Below are 19,038 nucleotides of genomic sequence, written 5' to 3' on the forward strand. Positions count from 1 at the left end.
TGCAGATTTACACAGATGTTTGTGCATATTTTGAACGTAAAAATTTTCAAATCAACTTAAAATTTATTTAAAAACATATGCTTCGAGAACCTCAGCATGACATCGCTAAAAATATGCTGTTAGAAGTAAACAGTTAGTATTAGGAATGCCATGCTGAGCCTGTCGAAGCATTTAAAAGATATTTCATAAAAAATCCTCATCAATTGATGAGGATTTCTATTTTTAGTTTGTTGTCTGCTGTTGCAATTGAGGTCCGCAGGCGATAAGTTTTTTGCCTTCTTCCGTATTACAATACTGATCAAAGTTTTTGATGTATTTTGCAGCAAGATCTTTTGCTTTTTCTTCCCATTCAGAAACATCTGAATACGTATTTCTAGGATCTAAAATTCCTTCAGAAACATTTGGTAATGTTGTAGGAACTTCAAGATTCATGATCGGAATTCTTGTTTTTGGAGCATCTTCAATAGAACCGTCGATGATTGCATCGATAATTGCTCTTGTATCTTTCAAAGAAATTCTCTTTCCTGTACCGTTCCAACCTGTGTTTACCAAATACGCTTTTGCACCGTGTTCTTTCATTTTTCCGATCAATGTTTTAGAGTACATTGTTGGGTGTAATGTTAAGAAAGCTTCACCAAATGCAGGTGAGAACGATGGTTCTGGTTCTGTGATTCCTCTTTCAGTTCCTGCTAATTTCGAAGTATATCCACAAAGGAAATGATATTGAGCCTGGTTTTCATCCAAAATAGAAACCGGAGGTAATACTCCGAACGCATCTGCAGAAAGGTAAACAATCTTCTTCGCGTGTCCCGCTTTTGAAGGCAAAACGATTTTGTTTATATGATAAATCGGATAAGAAACTCTTGTGTTTTCTGTGATAGATCCGTCAGTATAATCAGCAATTCCGTTATTTACCACAACGTTTTCAAGAAGTGCATCTCTTTTGATCGCTCTGAAAATATCTGGTTCTTTTTCTGCAGAAAGGTCGATTACTTTTGCATAGCAACCCCCTTCATAGTTGAATACACCATTGTTGTCCCAACCATGCTCGTCATCACCGATCAAATATCTTTTCGGGTCAGCTGATAAAGTCGTTTTTCCTGTTCCCGAAAGACCGAAGAAAAGAGCAACATCCCCTTCTTCTCCTACGTTTGCAGAACAGTGCATAGAAGCCATCCCTTTCAATGGAAGATAGTAGTTCATCATTGCGAACATTCCTTTTTTCATTTCTCCACCATACCAAGTTCCTCCGATGATCTGTAGTTTTTCTGTAAGGTTGAACATGACGAAGTTTTCAGAATTCAATCCTTGAGCTTCCCAATTCGGGTTTGTTGTTTTAGAACCATTCATTACAACAAAATCCGGCTCTCCGAAGTTTTCCAATTCATAGTGAGAAGGGCGGATGAACATATTCGTAACGAAATGTGCCTGCCACGCCACCTCAACGATGAACCTTACTTTCAGTCTTGTATCTGCGTTTGTTCCGCAGAAAGCATCTACTACATAGATTTTTTTTGCTGTAGCAAGTTGGTTCAGCACTAATTCTTTACAAGACTGGAAAATTTCCGGAGTTGTAGGCAAATTTACTTTACCATCCCAGAAAATTGTGTCTTTTGTAACATCATCCTTTACAATGTATCTATCTTTAGGTGAACGACCTGTGAAAATTCCTGTTTTTACTGATACTGCACCAGATTCCGTAAGCTCAGCTTTTTCAAAGCCCTGATTTTCAGGAGAAACCTCCGCCTGATACAATTCTTCGTATGAAGGATTATAAACGACTTCGTAATTTCCTTTAATCCCTAATTTTTCTAAATCCTGGATGATTTTAGCGTGTTTCATTTTACTTATATTTTCTATTTCTTTTTTGCGGTTCAACAAAATTAATATTAATTAATTGTTAAAGGTGGTTTAAATATAATGATATAAGTCAGAATGGCAAATAAAAAAAGAACTTTGTAAAATATTGATTACAAATTAATTATATCAGACCAATTAAAAATTGTAGTAAAACCTTTTCCCCAAAAATAGTCCCTAAAGCCGTCAAATTTTGAGCTCATGACAAAATCTCCACCCCAAGCTCCTAAACTTTTAACAAAAACAGGGCAATCGGCGAAAAATCTAGCCTTAACTGTGGGAATTTCAAGAAAATTTGATATTTTTTGCTCATGAATTAACATTAGTTCGGAAAAATTTTCCAATTCGTTACATACTAAAATATTTCTTGTAAGATTCGAAAATTCGTCGACCAGTTTTTGAGACTTATTTTTTGACCTGTAAAAATTGATTCCTTCACGGCTGTCCTGCTTCTGATTTAAATGAATAAAAATCAGCTCATTTTTAAAAGAAGGATTAAAATTTACCCTTTCATATCTGATTTCCGGTTTACTTTGAAAAAGGACGGCAGATTTCTCTTTTGCCACGGCAATATCATAGCCGCTGCCTCCCAAACTGATGGAATTTAAATGAAAAGGATCGATTTCAGCCCATTCTGCAAGGTTGTTCATTAATGTAGAACTGCTTCCGAGCCCGTAATCTGCAGGAAACTGAAGGTTGGTCGTAAGATGATAAGTAAAATTATTTTTGAATTTAATCGTAGAAAGTGACTGAACGTTTTTTAGTGTTTTTAAAATAAATTCAGCACTTGAAGGAATATTGGTTTCTAAAATCTGCCAGTTTTTGTAATCGATGACAGCTTTTAGCCATAATTTGTTTTGATGATAAGCTTCCCAGAAGATCAGGGACTTTTCATCGTCTTTTTCTTCAAAAGAAAACTCTTGTCCCAGCTTGGTAGGTACCGCTAAGACAAGAGCTCCGTCCATTGCGAAATATTCTGAAGTAAGCATCAGCTTTCCCGGTGAAAATATCTCGCCCATGATGTTTTTATTAGATTAGATTGCAGAAGCAACGTCTACAGAAGAATCAATTTTCTTGATCAATCCCTGTAACGTCTTTCCAGGTCCAACTTCTACGAAGTTCGTTGCACCGTCTTTAATCATATTCTGAACCGACTGCGTCCATTTTACAGGACCTGTTAACTGCGCAATCAGGTTTTTCTTAATTTCGTCAGGATCAGAAATTGCAGTAGTCGTAATGTTCTGATACACCGGAATTGTTGCTTTTCTGAATTTCGTCTGTTCGATCGCAGCAGCCAATCTCTCTTGTGCAGGCTGCATCAATGGGGAATGGAACGCCCCGTTTACAGGCAATAATAAAGCTCTTTTTGCTCCGGCTTCTTTTAATTTTATGCAAGCTTCCTCAACAGCAGTTGTTTCACCTGAAATTACCAATTGTCCGGGACAGTTGTAATTGGCAGGAACCACAATTCCGCTGATCTGTGCACAGATTTCTTCAACTTTAGCATCTTCTAATCCTAAAATCGCTGCCATAGAACTTGGGTTGGCATCACAAGCCGCCTGCATTGCTTTTGCTCTTTCGGAAACCAGTTTCAGACCGTCATCAAAAGACAAAACGCCGTTGGCCACCAATGCTGAAAATTCTCCTAAAGAATGTCCTGCAACCATCTCGGCTCCAAGACCGTTTACTGCTTTCAACGCAGCTACTGAATGTATAAAAATTGAAGGTTGAGTAACCTCTGTTTTCTTCAGATCTTCATCCGTTCCGTTGAACATAACCGAAAGGATATCGAACCCTAAAATTTCGTTGGCAGATTCCATCAGATCCTTAATGTCTTTTCTAGAATCGTACAATTCTTTTCCCATCCCTACGAACTGAGAACCCTGCCCTGGAAATACAAGTGCTTTCATGTATTAATTTAAAATATTTTGCAAATATAAATATAATGTTAACAATATTCTTTAAACTGACTCAAATCATTTATGGAACCAATCTAATAACTCTATAACCTGTATTTACATAAGCTCCGTTTGCTTTAGATTTTACAAACTCAAATTTAGTTGCCAACTGAGTCTGAACTTTATTCATTTGTTTAAAAATCTCTCCTTTTTTGTTCTCCCTGGTCAGCATGTCATTTACCACATCAAAACCTACGATCGCATATCTTGGAGGAGTTTTACAATATTTACTTTTATAGTCTGCAAGAATTTCTTTCTCGAAACTTCCTTCTGTATTGATCTTTCTGTCCATTAGATAAACCAGATTTGCCTGGCTGAGATCATCTACTTTTTTCTCAAAAACAGGAACATAATGCATACTGAAAGCCTTTACTCCCTGTACTTCTTTTGACAGCGCAATCACTTTATTGGCAAATGCTTCGCCTATTGCATCGTTGTCGCTTGCCAATATTGCAATGACCGGAGCAGACTGACCCGTCATCATATTTTGATCAAGCTTAATATCTGCCGGAGAATCCACGATCACTACGCTTGGATTTTTAATTATCTTTTCAAGGCCTGCTTTGATGTAGCCTGCATTTTCTTTTTTAGAATCTGCTACGATGTAGATTTTCTGATCAGAATAAGCAGCTTTTACTTCCTCTACAATCTTGTCTGCATAGGTGTTATCGCTGGTTTCAACAATAATCAGGTTGCTGTAATTGTACAATTCCGGAGAGTTTGCAAAAGGCGCCACAATCGGAATTTTCTGATTTTTAGTAAAGTTCAGCACATCTACCACATTAGACTTGAAAAATGGCCCGATGATCAAATCTGTATTATCAGGATTTATCTGTGTCAATGAATTCTGGAATGAAGCTTCATTTCCGGAATCCACGATTTTAATATCTAATTTTTGTCCGTTTCTCGCATTTCTTTCAATCGCGAGCTTTGCACCGGTAAGGAAATCCAACGCCATAGTTCTGTACTGCGTTTCGTTTGTACTGTATCCGAAAGGCAGCATTAAAACAACGCTTAATGCATCTCCACTTTTCTTGACGTAAGCAGGATCAAGTTTTTTAATTTTTAAAACCATCCCTGTTTTCAAACCGTGAGATAAATCCGGGTTTAAAGCAATTAATTCATCAATCGTGATCCCGAATTTATTGACAATGGAGAAAACCGTATCACCTTGCTGAACGGTATATGTTACATAATCATCTCCTGCCACAACGTTCGTAGAAGCAGACGATTTTTCATTTCCGGAATCCATTTTTTCTTTTGAATTAACAACAGATTCGGAAACGGTATTTTTATTTGATTTTTTAACTGAAATTTTTTCACCAGGTTTCAGTCCTTTATCTTCCAATCCAGGATTTAAAGCAAAAAGTTCCTCTTTGGTGATGTCGAATTGTTTTGAAATTCTGTAATAATTATCTTTTGCCTGAACGATATATTCTCCTTCAGAAACAGTTGCTGCAACCGGTGTCTCAATTGCCGTTTCTACAGGTTTTACAGTTGTAGTAGATGCTACAACGGTCTGCTGCTGATCGCCTCCATATTTTTTAATGCTTTCAAGAGGTAATGTAATCTCGTCTCCGATTTTCATGTGAGAATCCAATTCAGGATTCAACTTTCTAAGATCTGATTCTGAGATTCTGTATTGTTTTGTAATTCCGTAAATCGTTTGTTTTGGCTGAAGAACAATTTTTCCAACCTGGGAATTGTTTACCGGTTTTGTTGAAACAGCAGCTTTTGGAACCGATGCGGAAGTTTTGTCATTTTTCACTGTCAAAACATCACCAACAGCCAGTTTGCCGTCTTTCACCTTTGGGTTGAGTTTCAGCAATTCATCTACAGTCAGTCCGTATTTTTTAGCAATATTATAAGGTGTATCACCTTTTACAACGGTGTGCGATTTCTGAGCAGACACGCCCAAAACCATACATAAACTGGATAGAATAAAAAACCTTTTTATCATATTCGATAATTATATTTACAAAAATACTTCTTTAAAATTAAATGGCAACTATTATTAGTTTTGACTCTGTAATTTCCATTTCTTCTAAACAAGTTTCGAGCCATGAATATCCATAATCTGCAAAAAATACGCTAAAATTATAAACCCTTTCCTGCCAAGTCTTAGAAGGATGTACATCTAAAAACAAATTTTCTAGTCTTTCTAACAATTCGCTCTGTTTTATTTTTTCTGCATGAAGGAGACGTTTTTTCATTCTTTTGAAAGACTTCAACTGTCTTACTTCTTCTGCTTTTACCATATTTCCAAAAGATTTTTCCGTGGTTTCGGCAGCTGTTTTCAGTTCAGAGAAATTATTAATTAAAAGATTTTCTTTTTCCTCCAAAAGATTAAAAATGGTATTATCTTCTAATATTTTAGCATTGGTGATTGTCGTAAAGTTTTGGAAAAAATCTTCAATGTTAAGGTTTAATTTATCAATTTTTCCTATCGTTTTTTCCTTTAAAAACAACATTGAATTTCTGGGAATCAGGATCGGAAAAGGAATATTGATTTTAGAAAAATAATCTTTCAGCTCCAGCCAATACATGATTTCTGCGTTGCCTCCGATGTAAGCCAGATTCGGCAAAACCGTTTCCTGATACACAGGGCGCATCAAAGCATTCGGACTGAATTTTTCAGGATGATTTTCCAATTCATGCAAAATTTCTTCCTGAGTAAACTGAATATTTTTGTCTACAATAATGTAATTTTTCCCATCAAAATCAATTCGGTCTCTCGTTTCCGACAAATAAAATAAATTGATCTCACGCGGATTTACCTGAACTTTTCCGTATTTCTTGGTCAGAAAATCTACTTTCTCTTTAGAATTTTCTTGCAGACTGTAATTTAAAAGTTCATCTTTAAAAGTTTCTTTAATCTGATTTTTAAGCTCTTTCGAATCTCCATCCAAAATCAGCAAACCAAATTCGGAAAACAATCTATTGACTAATGTTTTAATAGCATCCGTCAATGTATTTCCAGCTTTATAAGCTTCTTTAACCATTAAAATCAGCTCCGTTCCGAAAACAAAATCTTTAAACTCTTTTTCAAACTCAGAGATGAAAAAAGTATCATTTATCTGGATTCTACCAACGGCTCCCCCTGACTTTTCATTAATTTCGTAATAATTATTTTCGGTCTTAAAATGATTGATCTCGGCAAAATCATGATCTTCCGACGCCATCCAATACACCGGAACAAAATTGAAATCCGGAAAATTATCCTTTAAATAAGTACACGTTTTAATCGTCTGTAAAATTTTATAGACAAAAAAAACAGGACCCGAGAACAAATTCAGCTGGTGACCTGTTGTAATGGTAAACGTATTGGGAAGCCTCAGATTTTCTATATTTTCCTTTTGCCCGGAAGAAAGTTTAAGACCCGAAAGCTGGCTTTCAAAAGTATCCGCCAAAATATTCCTCTGCCCTGAAGTGAAAGAATTTTGCTTTACATGAATCTGTTTTCTAAAATGCTCTAAAGAAAATGTGCTTTCTTCAAATCCCTCAATGTTGTGATTCAAAAAATCCTTAATTAATTGAGGAATGCTTTCTATACCGTGAAATGAAATTTTATTAATTGTTTTCAACTTTGGTTAAAAATTTTAGTTGAACAAATACCACACAATTCCAATATTTAATCTAAAATCATAGACCGGATAACTTGGAAATGCGTAAGCTTTATTATGTGAAAGAACAGTTCCGATCTGCTGTCCTTCGATGAAGAAGAACATTTTTTTAACCTTCATATTAAAATAAAGATCAATCATCGGCTGTCCGCCAATAGAAAATGAATTGGCATTTGGTAAAATATATTCGTTAAGAATCGGGAAATATTCTCTCGAAGCGAACTTTGAGAAATAATACACCTTTATCCCCGCCTGAATTTCGGCAGCATTTTTAAACGCTTTAGACTGATAGAAGATATTCGCACGACCGATAAAATCCGGCATCGGAAGAAGATCTTTGTTCGTGAGTACATTCTGGAACTGTAATCTTGTATTCAAATGAAAATTCCCATAACTGAATGTCGCGTCACCTCCGATTTGAGAAATATTGACTGAACTATCGCTTTGTCTCGGCATTGCCATCGCATCAAAATACGTATAATTGTCGATTCTGAAATAATTGGCAAATAACTCTGTTTTGAACCATTTTAAGTTGATGCTTCCTCCAATTTCTGTAATTGCCTGGTTCTTGGCATTTTGAAGATAATAGTTGAAATTGGTATAATTTGAAGTATTAATCAGGTAATTGAAAGACGGATAAACGCTTTGAAAATTCACTTTAGCATTTACAAAATAATCTTTGATGGGCTCGAATTTCAAATTGTTTGTTGTTTTTAAATAGGTTCCAAATTCGCTTCCGTTTGAAAATTCCAAGAATGAGTTTACCTGAACTTTATCAAAAAGTTTAATCTGTAGATTTCCCACCGCTCCGATTCTGTTTTCCTTAATTTCTGCAGGAATTGTAAGGTTCGGAACTGCAACTTCAGTCGCCCCGAATTTTAACATTTGATAACGAACTCCCGCGTCCAGTTTGAACTTTTCATTGTCCCAAACCAAACTTACGGTATTGCTAAAATTATCGGAATATTTTTTGGTTGGAAGTGCCGACCCTGTATTGATCAACTCTGCGGGCGTATTATACCAATAGGGCTCGGGTGAATTTTCTGTGTAATAATATTTATTTCCCTGATGAGAAATGGTATGTCTGATTTTGAAAGGTATTTTTTCTGATTTAAATGGAGCAAACTGATGCGTCAAATAATATCTCCGGTAAGAAAACTGGGAACTTGACCCTGCCAGATTTACCTGCATATTCTGCCTGTTTCTGGAATTGCTGTCGCCATTTTGGAACAAGCTGTCAACCGAAATCCCCCCGTTTTCCTGATTGTTTACGTTTTGATGTAAGTAATGTGCAAATAATTCATAATTGCCACTTTTTGAAACATAATGCCCGGAAAACAACGTATTATTATTAGAAGCCAAAGAATTTCTGTACATCCCCTGAGAACGTAATCCCATATATTCCAACGCAAAATTGAATCTTTTTCCGATATTCTGAGTATATGAAGACCTTAAAGCCGCACCGTTTTTCATCGCATTATGATAAATGAATGTGGCAGTCGGTGTTTTTACATCATAATAATGAATGTCATTAACGCCTAAAATCCCATACGATTTATTGGTTGGCAATAATGCTAAATTTTGTTCAGCATTCACTTCATACGACAGTGGATTGAAGCCTGCCCCGATATTGGCAACCTGGGCTTTCCCAAAGTTGTCTTTGTTGTTGTACTGTGAAAAGATATAGGTTTTATCAAATGTCATCACCGTATCAAACACCTTTTTTTCAGAAAACTGTGTCTGATACTGATAGTCATTGATAGTTGGTTTAAATATTTTCAGAGAGTCTTTTTTCCCGGAATCAATCACCAAAGTATCCCCTTCTTTTGGAAGCTTGTTGGAGTCTGTTTTGTTTACAACCTGTGCTTGAGCCGTGAGACTGAGGAAGAGTATTATTGAAAGTATGTACTTCATGCGCTAATTTATATTATCCAAAAGATCACATGCAACCCAAAGGTTTCATTATCAAATTTTGTAAAGCAAAAATAAGAAATAATGGGGAATAAAAAACCCCGTCTTGAGACGGGGTTGTTGTATGGTTGTTTTTTAATTAGTAACCAGGGTTTTGTTGGAATGTTGGAGTAACATTAATTGTTGACTGAGGGATTGGCCATTGCCATCTTGTATCACTCGGCAAAATAGTCTGAACAACAGAAGCTGTACCAGAACCATCAATATTTGGTCCTTCACCCGTTCTCTGCATAGTAAGGCCTAATCTCTTGAAAGTATAATATCTATCATTCTCAAAAGCTAATTCTAGTCTTCTTTGCAACATAATTTCATTCCAAAGAGCAGTACCTGTTAATGTTACAGGAGCATATCCTGAATATCTTTGAGTTTTCAATGTATTCAATACAGTGTTTGTTAATGTCTCATTTCCTAATTTGTAAGCAGCTTCAGCAACATTCAAATATACTTCAGCAGTTCTTAAATACTTAACTTCTACAACATTTAAAGGAGTAGCTCCTCCAGTATTAAACGCCCATTTAATAACGTGATTTCTTTGAACACCTTGATAAGCACTTGTTCTAATGTAAGCTGTTTTTCTAATATCATTTGCCGTGTACAAATCATTTAAAGATTTTGGCACTACATATTCAGATCTTATGTTTCCTCCTGTTGCGGTTGCTCCTTGTTGATAAGCAACACCTACGGTAATATTTTCCTGAGTTGAATTAAGAACTTTAAAAAGAACTCCATCAACATTATTAGATGCCCAAATATTTGTAAATGTTCCTATTGCGCCAACGCTTGGTGACAAAGCAATGCTTGAGTTTCCAGCAGAAACCGCATTGTTATAGTCTCCTTTATATAGATATACTCTAGATAAAAGTCCGTAAATCGCAGCTTTAGAAAATTTAGACTTGTCAGCAGGTGTATCAGTAATATTATTTACAGCAAAATTCAAATCATTAATAATGTTATCATAAACTTGCGCCACAGTAAGGTTTCTTGTTACAGAATTATCAAGAGGATTAAACTGTGTGATATAAGGAATTCCTAAAGAAGTATTTGCATCAGCAGATTGGGTAGGTATTTTACAATATGCTCTTACTAAATCAAAATGAGCTGCTGCTCTTACTGCTCTAGCATGACCTTCAATATTATTTCTGAATGCTCCAACAGGAAGATTATTTATATAACTTAATGGCATATTTGCTCTAGAAATAACAAAATATGCTTGAGTGAATAATCCCGTTACAGAACCGTTATTTGGAGAAAAACTCCAGTTATATGCAGTAAAGTTTGAAGATCTGCCCTGTGGGTTATAAATTAAATTATCAGTTGTTAAATCAGGAACAATAATTTGATTTCCAGTATCTACTGAAAAATAACCTGTCCCTTTAATTGCAGTATATGCACCATTAATAGCCTGAGTAAAGTTAGCTTGGCTACTACCATCCATCGCTTCATCAAGTGGAATTTGGCTATAAGATGCTTGGTCTAGCTCTCTTTCACAAGAAGACAAAATTCCTAATGTAAAAACACTTAATATTGTTATTTTTAATATTTTATTTTTCATAATCTTAACTAAGTTTAAAATTGTAATTCAACACCAAAAGTTACAGTTTTTTGAGTTGGATATGTATATAATGTATAAGATCCCGGCACATCTGTATTACCTTCTCCAGAACCTACAGCAACCTCCGGATCGCCTTGGAATTTTGTCCACAAAACTAAGTTCTGGGCCTGAGCATAAACTCTAATAGAGTTTAATGGAATTTTTTCTCCTAGAAAATCTTTATCAAAAGTATATCCTACATTTAAACTTCTAAATCTGATATAATCTGTTTTTTGTAAGAAATAATCTGTCATCCATATTCCATCTGGAGTAGGAGCAGGAAGAACATTCGTATCTCCTGGATTTCTCCAATAGTTTATAGCATCAACCGACTTATTAGTATTATACTGCGATGGATCAAGTCTATTAAGAGCTTCATTATTTACAGCATATCCTCCAAATTTATATGTAAAGTCTGCGATAACACTAAACTTCTTATAAGTAAATGTTGCTCCAAATCCACCAAAATATTTAGGATAAGGTGATTTATCTTTAATATCTTGAATATCTGCTGTTGAGTATACGTTTGTAGCTCTACCTCCCGGCAAATCATAGAAAGTTTCACCAGGATTGGCTGTAGTACGAGTTGTATAATATAATGCCTCACCAGTATCAGGATTAACGCCAGCATTTCTTACCATTCTGAAGTAATATGGCATTTCACCTACTTCAAGTTTGTTGTTATTTCCAATATTTCTAGACGTCTCACCTTCTCTTAGTGCTAAAATTTTATTTTTGATGTTAGAGTAATTTCCTCTTAATTGGAAACCCCAATCTTGTTTTCTAATAACATCTGCAGAAAGATCTACTTCAATACCTTTATTCTCTAACTCTCCTGCATTATCATATACTGTATAACTACCCTGTACTGTTGCATTTGGAATTAGCTGTAAGAAATCACTTCTTTTATTAATAAAGTATTCCACAGATCCTCTAAATCTATTAAGATAATTAAAATCTAAACCAAAGTTTGTGATTTTAACTTTTTCCCATTCCAATAATTTATTCCCTACAGTTGTAGGCACTACTGTAGTTGCTCCAGGACCATATAACCCAAATCCTACATAAGGTTGATTTACATAGTCAGGAATTGGAGCATCATTTCCGGCAATACCATAAGAAGCTCTCAACTTCAAAGCATTTAAATTAGGAATATTTATAAATGATTCTTTAGCAATATTCCATGCAGCACTTGCACTCCAAAAAACACCATACTGGTTATCTAAACCAAACCTTGAACTACCATCTCTTCTAATAGATCCACTTAATATGTATCTTGAATCATAATTATAATCAGCTAACATTGCCAAAGATGTTCTTCTAGTCTGAGTTCTTCCACCAGTTGTTGCGAAAGGAGTAACCATGTTACTTAAAATATCTAGACCAGGAGTTCTATAATTCCTGCCTGTTGCCGTCATTGTGTTAGTATCTTCAGTACTATATTCAAAGAATGCTGTTGCACTAACTTTATGCAATCCAAATTTCTTATCAAAATCTAATCTTTGATTTGCTGTAAGATAGTATAAATCATTGTTAGATTGGCTAACCTGACCATTCAAACCTAAAATAACATCTAGATATGAACCTGGTTCTAATATTGATTTACCCTTTAATTGTGCGAATGTATTGAATAATGAAGATCTAAATTTCAACCAATCAGTAAATTTATATTCTCCAAAAATATTAGCATTTATCCTAAGATTACTATTGTTAGATCTGTTTCTTTGTAGCGCTTCTAGAACAGGGAAGCCCGCACTTGTAGGGTTATAACTACCATCTGCTAAGAAAACAGGTTCATAAGGATTCGCAGAATACATAAAATTGAATGGATTCTGAGCATTATTTAAATCTCTTTGATTTTGAGTTTGCTGATACTGCACAGAAGAATTAATTCCTATTCTAATTTTATCACTCAATTGGTTTTCAAAATTAAATCTTGCACTATATCTTTTCAAGGCATTCAAATGTTGGATGATACCTGTATTACTATCATATCCTAATGAATAATAAAATAAACTTTTATCCGTTCCTCCATTTGCAGTAAAGAAATATGATTCTTCACTAGAGTTTCTTAGAACATCCTTTTCCCAATTATGGTTCAATGCAGTCAATTCAGCTACTTCAGCATCAGTCCATGGAGTATTACCTACCTGAGGGGCTATTGCATTTTCCCATGCTAGTTTTTGACCAGCATCCATCATTTGGAAATTCATCTCTTTATCTGAAACCTTCCATGATGTTCCGTATCTCGATTCAAAACTATAATTAGTTTTTCCTCTTGTTCCTCTTTTCGTAGTTACTACAATAACCCCTCCAGCAGCTCTAGAACCATATTGAGCAGTTGCAGCAGCATCTTTTAGAATTACTTGTGATTCTACGTCACTAGGATTTAAAGCATTTAATTGTGCAAAGGATGAATACTGACCATCAATAACAACTAAAGCACCTGTATTAGAAAAGTTTGAAAATCCTCTAATTGTAATTGACCCAGCACTACCAGGTTGGCCACTTAGTGTTTGGACAAATACACCCGGAGCTTTCCCTTGTAACATGTTTGTTAAAGACAAAGTATTCGACTGTTGTTTCATCTCTTCGCTACCAATAACAGATTGGGCTTGAGTAATTTCATCCGCCTTTTTAGTTCGATAACCAGTAACTACAACCTCTTCTATTTGTTTTTCATTTGGAAGAGTATCTGTTTTTGTTTTTTGTGCAAAAGTTGTTTGTCCTAAGAAGAACAAAACTCCAGCACTCAATACACGTAATTTCACATTCATATTAACAAATTTTAATATTTTAAGAAAGCAAATATGTTAATAAATATTAACACTAGCAACTTTTTTAACCTTTAAATTATATTACATTTAAAATAAAATTTAACTCTTTATAGTAAAAAATAACAATATCAAAAATTATTTTTAAATAACAATTAAATATTTACTATCTAATGGTCATTTAACTAATTTTAATTATTAAATTTTTAATTATTTATAACAATTCTAAATTTAACGTATTTTTTGAATCAATCTTAACAAAAGGAAGAAATTAAATCAACAATGTTGTCATGTTATAAATTGGTTGACAAACATATAATATTCAATTTCATAAGCCTTACTTATGATGAGATAAAAGGCTCCCCGTATCTTGATAAAGCTTTTTATAAAGCAAAAGTAGCTAATGATTATGAAGAAGTTCCCGTAAGATATAATAGCTATAAAGACGAAATTGAATTTCAAAAAGAAGGGAAAATACTTGTCCTTCCAAAAGAAAGCAAATTTTCGAGAATTGAAATAAAGTCCCCAAAACAGACTTTTATATTGTTCGAAAACAAAGATGATTTAGGTGGATACTCTATTGAACTTGTAAATGGAAAAAACTCGCTTTACAAAAAAATAAAAACAGTTTTTAAAGATTTTGTTTCTGCAGCAAATTCCTATGCGAGCGATACCCCCGCTTCTTTTAAAACCCAAGATCCCATTTATTTCATAAAAAAAGAAGATGGCTCTATTAAGAAATTGAAAAATCAAAAAGAAACCCTTGAACAGTTTCCAGATAAAAAAGAAGTTTTAAGTACTTTCTTTAAATCTAATAAAATTAAATTTGATAGAGATGAAGATTTAATAAAATTAACAAACTTTATAAATCAAAACTAAAAACAAAAACCCCACTTAAAAAACAAGTGGGGTTTTATTTATCTCAAAAAAGTAGAGTTATTTCAATTTCTTTTTAACAGCTACCTCTTCATATACTTCAAGAATATCTCCGATTTCGATGTCATTGTATCCTTTCAAGTTCAATCCGCATTCGTAACCTTTTGTTACTTCTTTAACGTCGTCCTTGAAACGCTTCAAGCTTTCCAGCTCTCCGTCGAATTTTACGATACCGTCTCTTAGTACTCTTACTTTAGAATTTCTTGTTACTTTTCCTGAAAGAACCATACAACCTGCAATTGTTCCAACTTTAGAAATCTTGAATACTTCTCTGATTTCCACGTTACCAATTACCTGCTCTTGAATTTCCGGAGAAAGCATTCCCTCCATCGCTTCTTTTACTTCATCGATTGCTTTATAGATTACAGAATATGTTCTGATTTCAATTTCTTCACGGTCTGCAAGTTCTTTTGCATTAGCACCAGCTCTTACGTTGAATCCGATGATAATTGCATCTGACGCTGCAGCCAGGTTGATATCAGATTCAGTAATCTGACCTACTCCGGAGTGAAGAATTTTAACACTGATTTCTTCTGTTGATAATCTTTGTAACTGATCAGAAAGAGCTTCTACAGAACCATCCACGTCTCCTTTCAGGATAATATTCAATTCTTTGAATTCTCCTAAAGCAATACGTCTACCCAATTCTTCAAGTGTCGTATGTTTTTTAGTTCTGATTGATAATTCTCTCTGTAATTGTTCTCTCTTATTGGCAATAGCCTTACCTTCACTTTCATCAGCATATACACGGAATTTATCACCTGCAGTAGGCGCCCCGTCCAATCCTAAGATCGTTGCAGGAATTGATGGACCCGCTTCTGTAAGATTTTTTCCTCTTTCATCAAGCAAAGCTTTTACTTTACCGTGATTTTTACCTGCTACCACATAGTCTCCAACTCTTAAAGTTCCGGTTTGTACCAGCATTGTTGCCACATAACCTCTACCTTTATCTAAAGATGCTTCAATAACAACTCCATTTGCTGAACGCTCAGGATTTGCTTTTAATTCCAGCATTTCAGCTTGTAATAGAACTTTTTCCAACAATACATCTACATTATTACCGAATTTAGCTGAGATCTCTTGTGCCTGAACATTTCCACCCCACTCTTCTACTAAAACCGGAGGGTTTAAGCCTGAAAGCTGTTGACGGATGTTATCAGGATTCGCATTAGGTTTATCAACTTTATTGATTGCGATAATCATTGGAACTTGTGCAGCTTGAGCGTGAGCAATAGCTTCTTTTGTTTGTGGCATCACATCATCATCAGCAGCAATTACAATAATTGCAATATCCGTGATCTGAGCACCTCTGGCTCTCATCGCTGTAAACGCTTCGTGACCTGGAGTATCTAAGAATGTAATTCTTTGTCCATTTTCCAGTTTCACGTTATAAGCACCGATATGCTGAGTAATACCTCCGGATTCACCTGCAATTACGTTAGTTTTTCTAATGTAATCCAATAATGAGGTTTTACCGTGGTCAACGTGTCCCATTACAGTAACTACAGGAGCTCTTTGCAATAAGCTTTCTTCAGTATCAACTTCTTCTTCAGCGTCTGTTTCTTCAAGATCAGCATCCGAGAATTCGATTTTATATCCAAATTCATCAGCTACTAATAATAAGGTATCAGCTTCAAGTCTTTGATTCATCGTAACCATTACACCCAGTGAGAAACAAGCAGAAATTACTTCTGTCGGAGAAACGTTCATTAAGCTCGCCAATTCACCAACCGTGATGAATTCCGTTACTTTCAGCGTTCTGTCTTGTGCTTCAAGCTCTTGCTGGCGTTCGTCCTGTTCTCTACGGAAGTTTCTCTTATCTTTTCTGTGTTTAGCAGATTTAGATTTACCTCCTTTATTGGTTAATTTTTCAAGGGTTTCCTTGATCTGGTTTTTAACTTGCTCATCCGTTAATTCAACAGGCATGGTTCTTTGCCCCGGTCTGTTGTTTCCGAAACGGTTTCCGCCGCCTTGTCCTGGAGGACGATTTCCTCCCTGACCTGGTGGACGGTTTCCTTGGTTATTATTTCCAAAACGGTTTCCGCCGCCTTGTCCACCCTGACCTTGAGGACGGTTTCCTTGGCCGCCTTGTCCCTGGTTTCTGTTTCCGCCTTGTCCACCGTTATTCGGACGGTTTCCTTGGCCTCCACCTTGGTTATTGTTGTTATTTCCGCCTTGCTGATTATTGTTACCACCTTGTTGGTTGTTTTGACCTCCAGGTTTTTCAATTCTCTTTCTTTTCTTTTTAGCACCGGCGCCTTTAGATTTATCAGCAAATTGGCTTAAGTCAATTTTTTCACCGACGATTTTCGGGCCGTCTAGTTTCTGATAAACTGTTTCAATTTTTTGAGGTTCCTGAGATACTTCCTCAGCTTTTGCAGGCTCAGCTTTTACCTCTACAGGTTTAGCCGGAGTTTCCACAACCGGTTTTGGAGCTTCTTTTACAGGCTCTGCAGTTGGTTTTTCCTCTGCTTTTTTCTCCTCTACTTTTGGTTTGTCTTTTTTCACAGGTCTGTTTCTAGATTCTATTTGAGACAAATCTATTTTATCCAGAACTTTGAATTCCTGTTTTTCAGGAGCCGCCTTTACTTCAGGAGCAGGCGCTGCTTCTTCTTTCTTCTCTTCCACTACCGGTGTTGTCTCTGGTTTTGGTTGTGGAGCAGGTTCAGGAGCAGGAGTTTCTTCCACTTCAGGTGCCTTAGGCTCAAGGTCTATTTTACCTAAAATTTTAGTTTCTGGTTTATTTGCTTTAGCTCTTATTACTTCAGGGGTTTTCTTTTCTTCAATTTCCAGTTTTTCTTCGGGAACTTTTGTGATCACCACCTCATGGGAAGCCTTGCGTTGTTCGCCGTCTTTAGCAAACTCAGCTTCCAATGCAGAATATGCCGCTTCTTCCAATTGAGCGTTAGGATTGCTTTCAACCTCGAAACCCCTTGATTGTAAAAACTCTACTAATCTGGACATCGAAATGTTGAATTCCTTTACCGCTTTATTTAATCTAATTTTTGGCATCTATATTATTTACTGTTTTTTAATTCTTAAAATTAAAGTATTTCTTTTTTACTGTTTATTAAAATTTATTTAAAAATCTTAATCTTCAAATTCTTCTCTAAGAATACGCTTAACTTCTTCAATAGTTTCCTCTTCAAGGTCAACCATATTCAATAGACTCTCCGTTTCTTTATCCAATACTGATTTCGCAGTAGTAAGACCTACTTTCTTAAACTCATCCAAAATCCATTCTTCGATGTCATCGTTGAATTCTGTAAGTTCAACATCGTCATCTTCGTTGGATTCTCTATGCACATCAATTTCATAACCTGTCAACCAAGAAGCAAGTCTAATATTCTGACCTTGTTTTCCGATTACTTTAGAAATCTCTTCAACAGGCGTATATACCAAAGCATATTCTTGCTGCTCGTTGATATCAATTTTATTGATCGTCACATTTCCTAAAGCTCTCTTCACCAAAATCTCAGGGTTTTTCGACCACTGAATAACATCGATGTTTTCATTTCTCAATTCTCTTACCACGCCGTGAATTCTTGATCCCTTCACACCCACACAAGCACCTACAGGATCGATTCTGTCGTCGTAAGCATCTACTGCAATCTTCGCCTTTTCACCAGGAATTCTCACTACCTTTTTCAACATGATAGTACCATCTTGGATTTCAGGAATTTCCAGCTCTAATAATTTCTCTAGGAATTTAGGTGCAGTTCTGGAAATAATAATCTGCGGTTTTGAACCTTTGAAGTCTACTGTCTCCACAATAGCTCTGATATTCTCACCCTTTTTAAAGAAATCGGATGGAATCTGATTTTCTTTAGGCAAAATAAATTCATTTCCTTCATCATCCAGCAAAATCACGTGCTTGTGACGGATATGGTGGATTTCTCCCACTACGATCTCCCCGATTCTGTCTTTAAACTGCTCGTACAACATTGCATTGTTGTGCTCTTGTAGTTTTGTAGCTAAAATCTGTTTCAAAGTAAGGATATTTCTTCTTCCCAACTGAGCAACAGGAATTTCCATTGTAAAGTCTTCTCCCACTTCAAAAGTAGGGTCGATTTTCTTAGCCTCAGAGATTTCGATTTCCAAATCATCATCTTCCGACATCTCGTCTTCTACAATCGTTTTATTTAAAAATATCTGAAAATCTCCTTTATCAGGGTTTACAATCACATCAAAATGATCATCCGAATCGTATCTTTTTCTCAAAAGTGTCTTCAGTGAATCTTCAATAATTGCCATAAGATCAATCTTACTGATCCCTTTTTCGTCTTTAAAATCACCAAAGGATTCAATCAACGCTATATTGTCCATTT

The 19,038-nt window shown here is 35.5% G+C and carries 11 protein-coding genes; 1 reads left to right on the forward strand and 10 read right to left on the reverse strand.

The annotated features are described in order from the left end of the window. Positions 1–222 precede the first annotated feature (222 nt). From pckA to BMX24_RS13180, 8 genes are all read right to left on the reverse strand, one after another. Positions 223–1,842 (reverse strand): phosphoenolpyruvate carboxykinase (ATP), encoded by a 1,620-nt coding sequence (gene pckA, locus BMX24_RS13145; protein WP_089793423.1) that lies wholly within the window; start codon positions 1,840–1,842, stop codon positions 223–225. A gap of 128 nt (positions 1,843–1,970) precedes the next feature. After that, a complete protein-coding gene (locus BMX24_RS13150) occupies positions 1,971–2,876 on the reverse strand; it encodes a GYDIA family GHMP kinase (protein WP_089793425.1) in 906 nt (301 codons plus the stop codon). 15 nt (positions 2,877–2,891) lie between these two features. Further along, on the reverse strand, positions 2,892–3,767 hold the full coding sequence (gene fabD / locus BMX24_RS13155) for an ACP S-malonyltransferase (protein WP_089793427.1): 876 nt from the start codon (positions 3,765–3,767) through the stop codon (positions 2,892–2,894). A gap of 70 nt (positions 3,768–3,837) precedes the next feature. Continuing rightward, on the reverse strand, positions 3,838–5,775 hold the full coding sequence (locus BMX24_RS13160) for a LysM peptidoglycan-binding domain-containing protein (RefSeq protein ID WP_089793429.1): 1,938 nt from the start codon (positions 5,773–5,775) through the stop codon (positions 3,838–3,840). Between the two features lie 37 nt (positions 5,776–5,812). Next, the gene (gene bshC, locus BMX24_RS13165) at positions 5,813–7,399 is read right to left on the reverse strand and encodes a bacillithiol biosynthesis cysteine-adding enzyme BshC (protein ID WP_089793430.1); all 1,587 of its coding nucleotides are present in this window, start codon (positions 7,397–7,399) and stop codon (positions 5,813–5,815) included. Positions 7,400–7,414: 15 nt separating this feature from the next. Continuing rightward, complete coding sequence (locus BMX24_RS13170) at positions 7,415–9,352, reverse strand: putative porin (RefSeq protein WP_089793432.1); 1,938 nt, start codon at positions 9,350–9,352, stop codon at positions 7,415–7,417. Between the two features lie 136 nt (positions 9,353–9,488). Beyond that, positions 9,489–10,961: a RagB/SusD family nutrient uptake outer membrane protein gene (locus BMX24_RS13175; protein WP_089793434.1), complete on the reverse strand. Its 1,473-nt coding sequence runs from the start codon at positions 10,959–10,961 to the stop codon at positions 9,489–9,491. A gap of 14 nt (positions 10,962–10,975) precedes the next feature. Beyond that, positions 10,976–13,777: a SusC/RagA family TonB-linked outer membrane protein gene (locus tag BMX24_RS13180; protein WP_089793436.1), complete on the reverse strand. Its 2,802-nt coding sequence runs from the start codon at positions 13,775–13,777 to the stop codon at positions 10,976–10,978. Positions 13,778–14,074: 297 nt separating this feature from the next. Here BMX24_RS13180 and BMX24_RS13185 point away from each other — a divergent pair, with 297 nt between their 5' ends. After that, complete coding sequence (locus tag BMX24_RS13185) at positions 14,075–14,653, forward strand: hypothetical protein (protein ID WP_139176845.1); 579 nt, start codon at positions 14,075–14,077, stop codon at positions 14,651–14,653. Between the two features lie 57 nt (positions 14,654–14,710). On the opposite strand, the gene infB is transcribed toward BMX24_RS13185, so the two are convergent. Continuing rightward, the gene (gene infB, locus BMX24_RS13190; protein WP_089793440.1) at positions 14,711–17,722 is read right to left on the reverse strand and encodes a translation initiation factor IF-2; all 3,012 of its coding nucleotides are present in this window, start codon (positions 17,720–17,722) and stop codon (positions 14,711–14,713) included. Between the two features lie 78 nt (positions 17,723–17,800). Continuing rightward, the gene (gene nusA / locus BMX24_RS13195; RefSeq protein ID WP_089793442.1) at positions 17,801–19,036 is read right to left on the reverse strand and encodes a transcription termination factor NusA; all 1,236 of its coding nucleotides are present in this window, start codon (positions 19,034–19,036) and stop codon (positions 17,801–17,803) included. Between the last annotated feature and the right edge of the window lie 2 nt (positions 19,037–19,038).

This window comes from Chryseobacterium wanjuense (genome assembly GCF_900111495.1).
Classification (GTDB): domain Bacteria; phylum Bacteroidota; class Bacteroidia; order Flavobacteriales; family Weeksellaceae; genus Chryseobacterium; species Chryseobacterium wanjuense.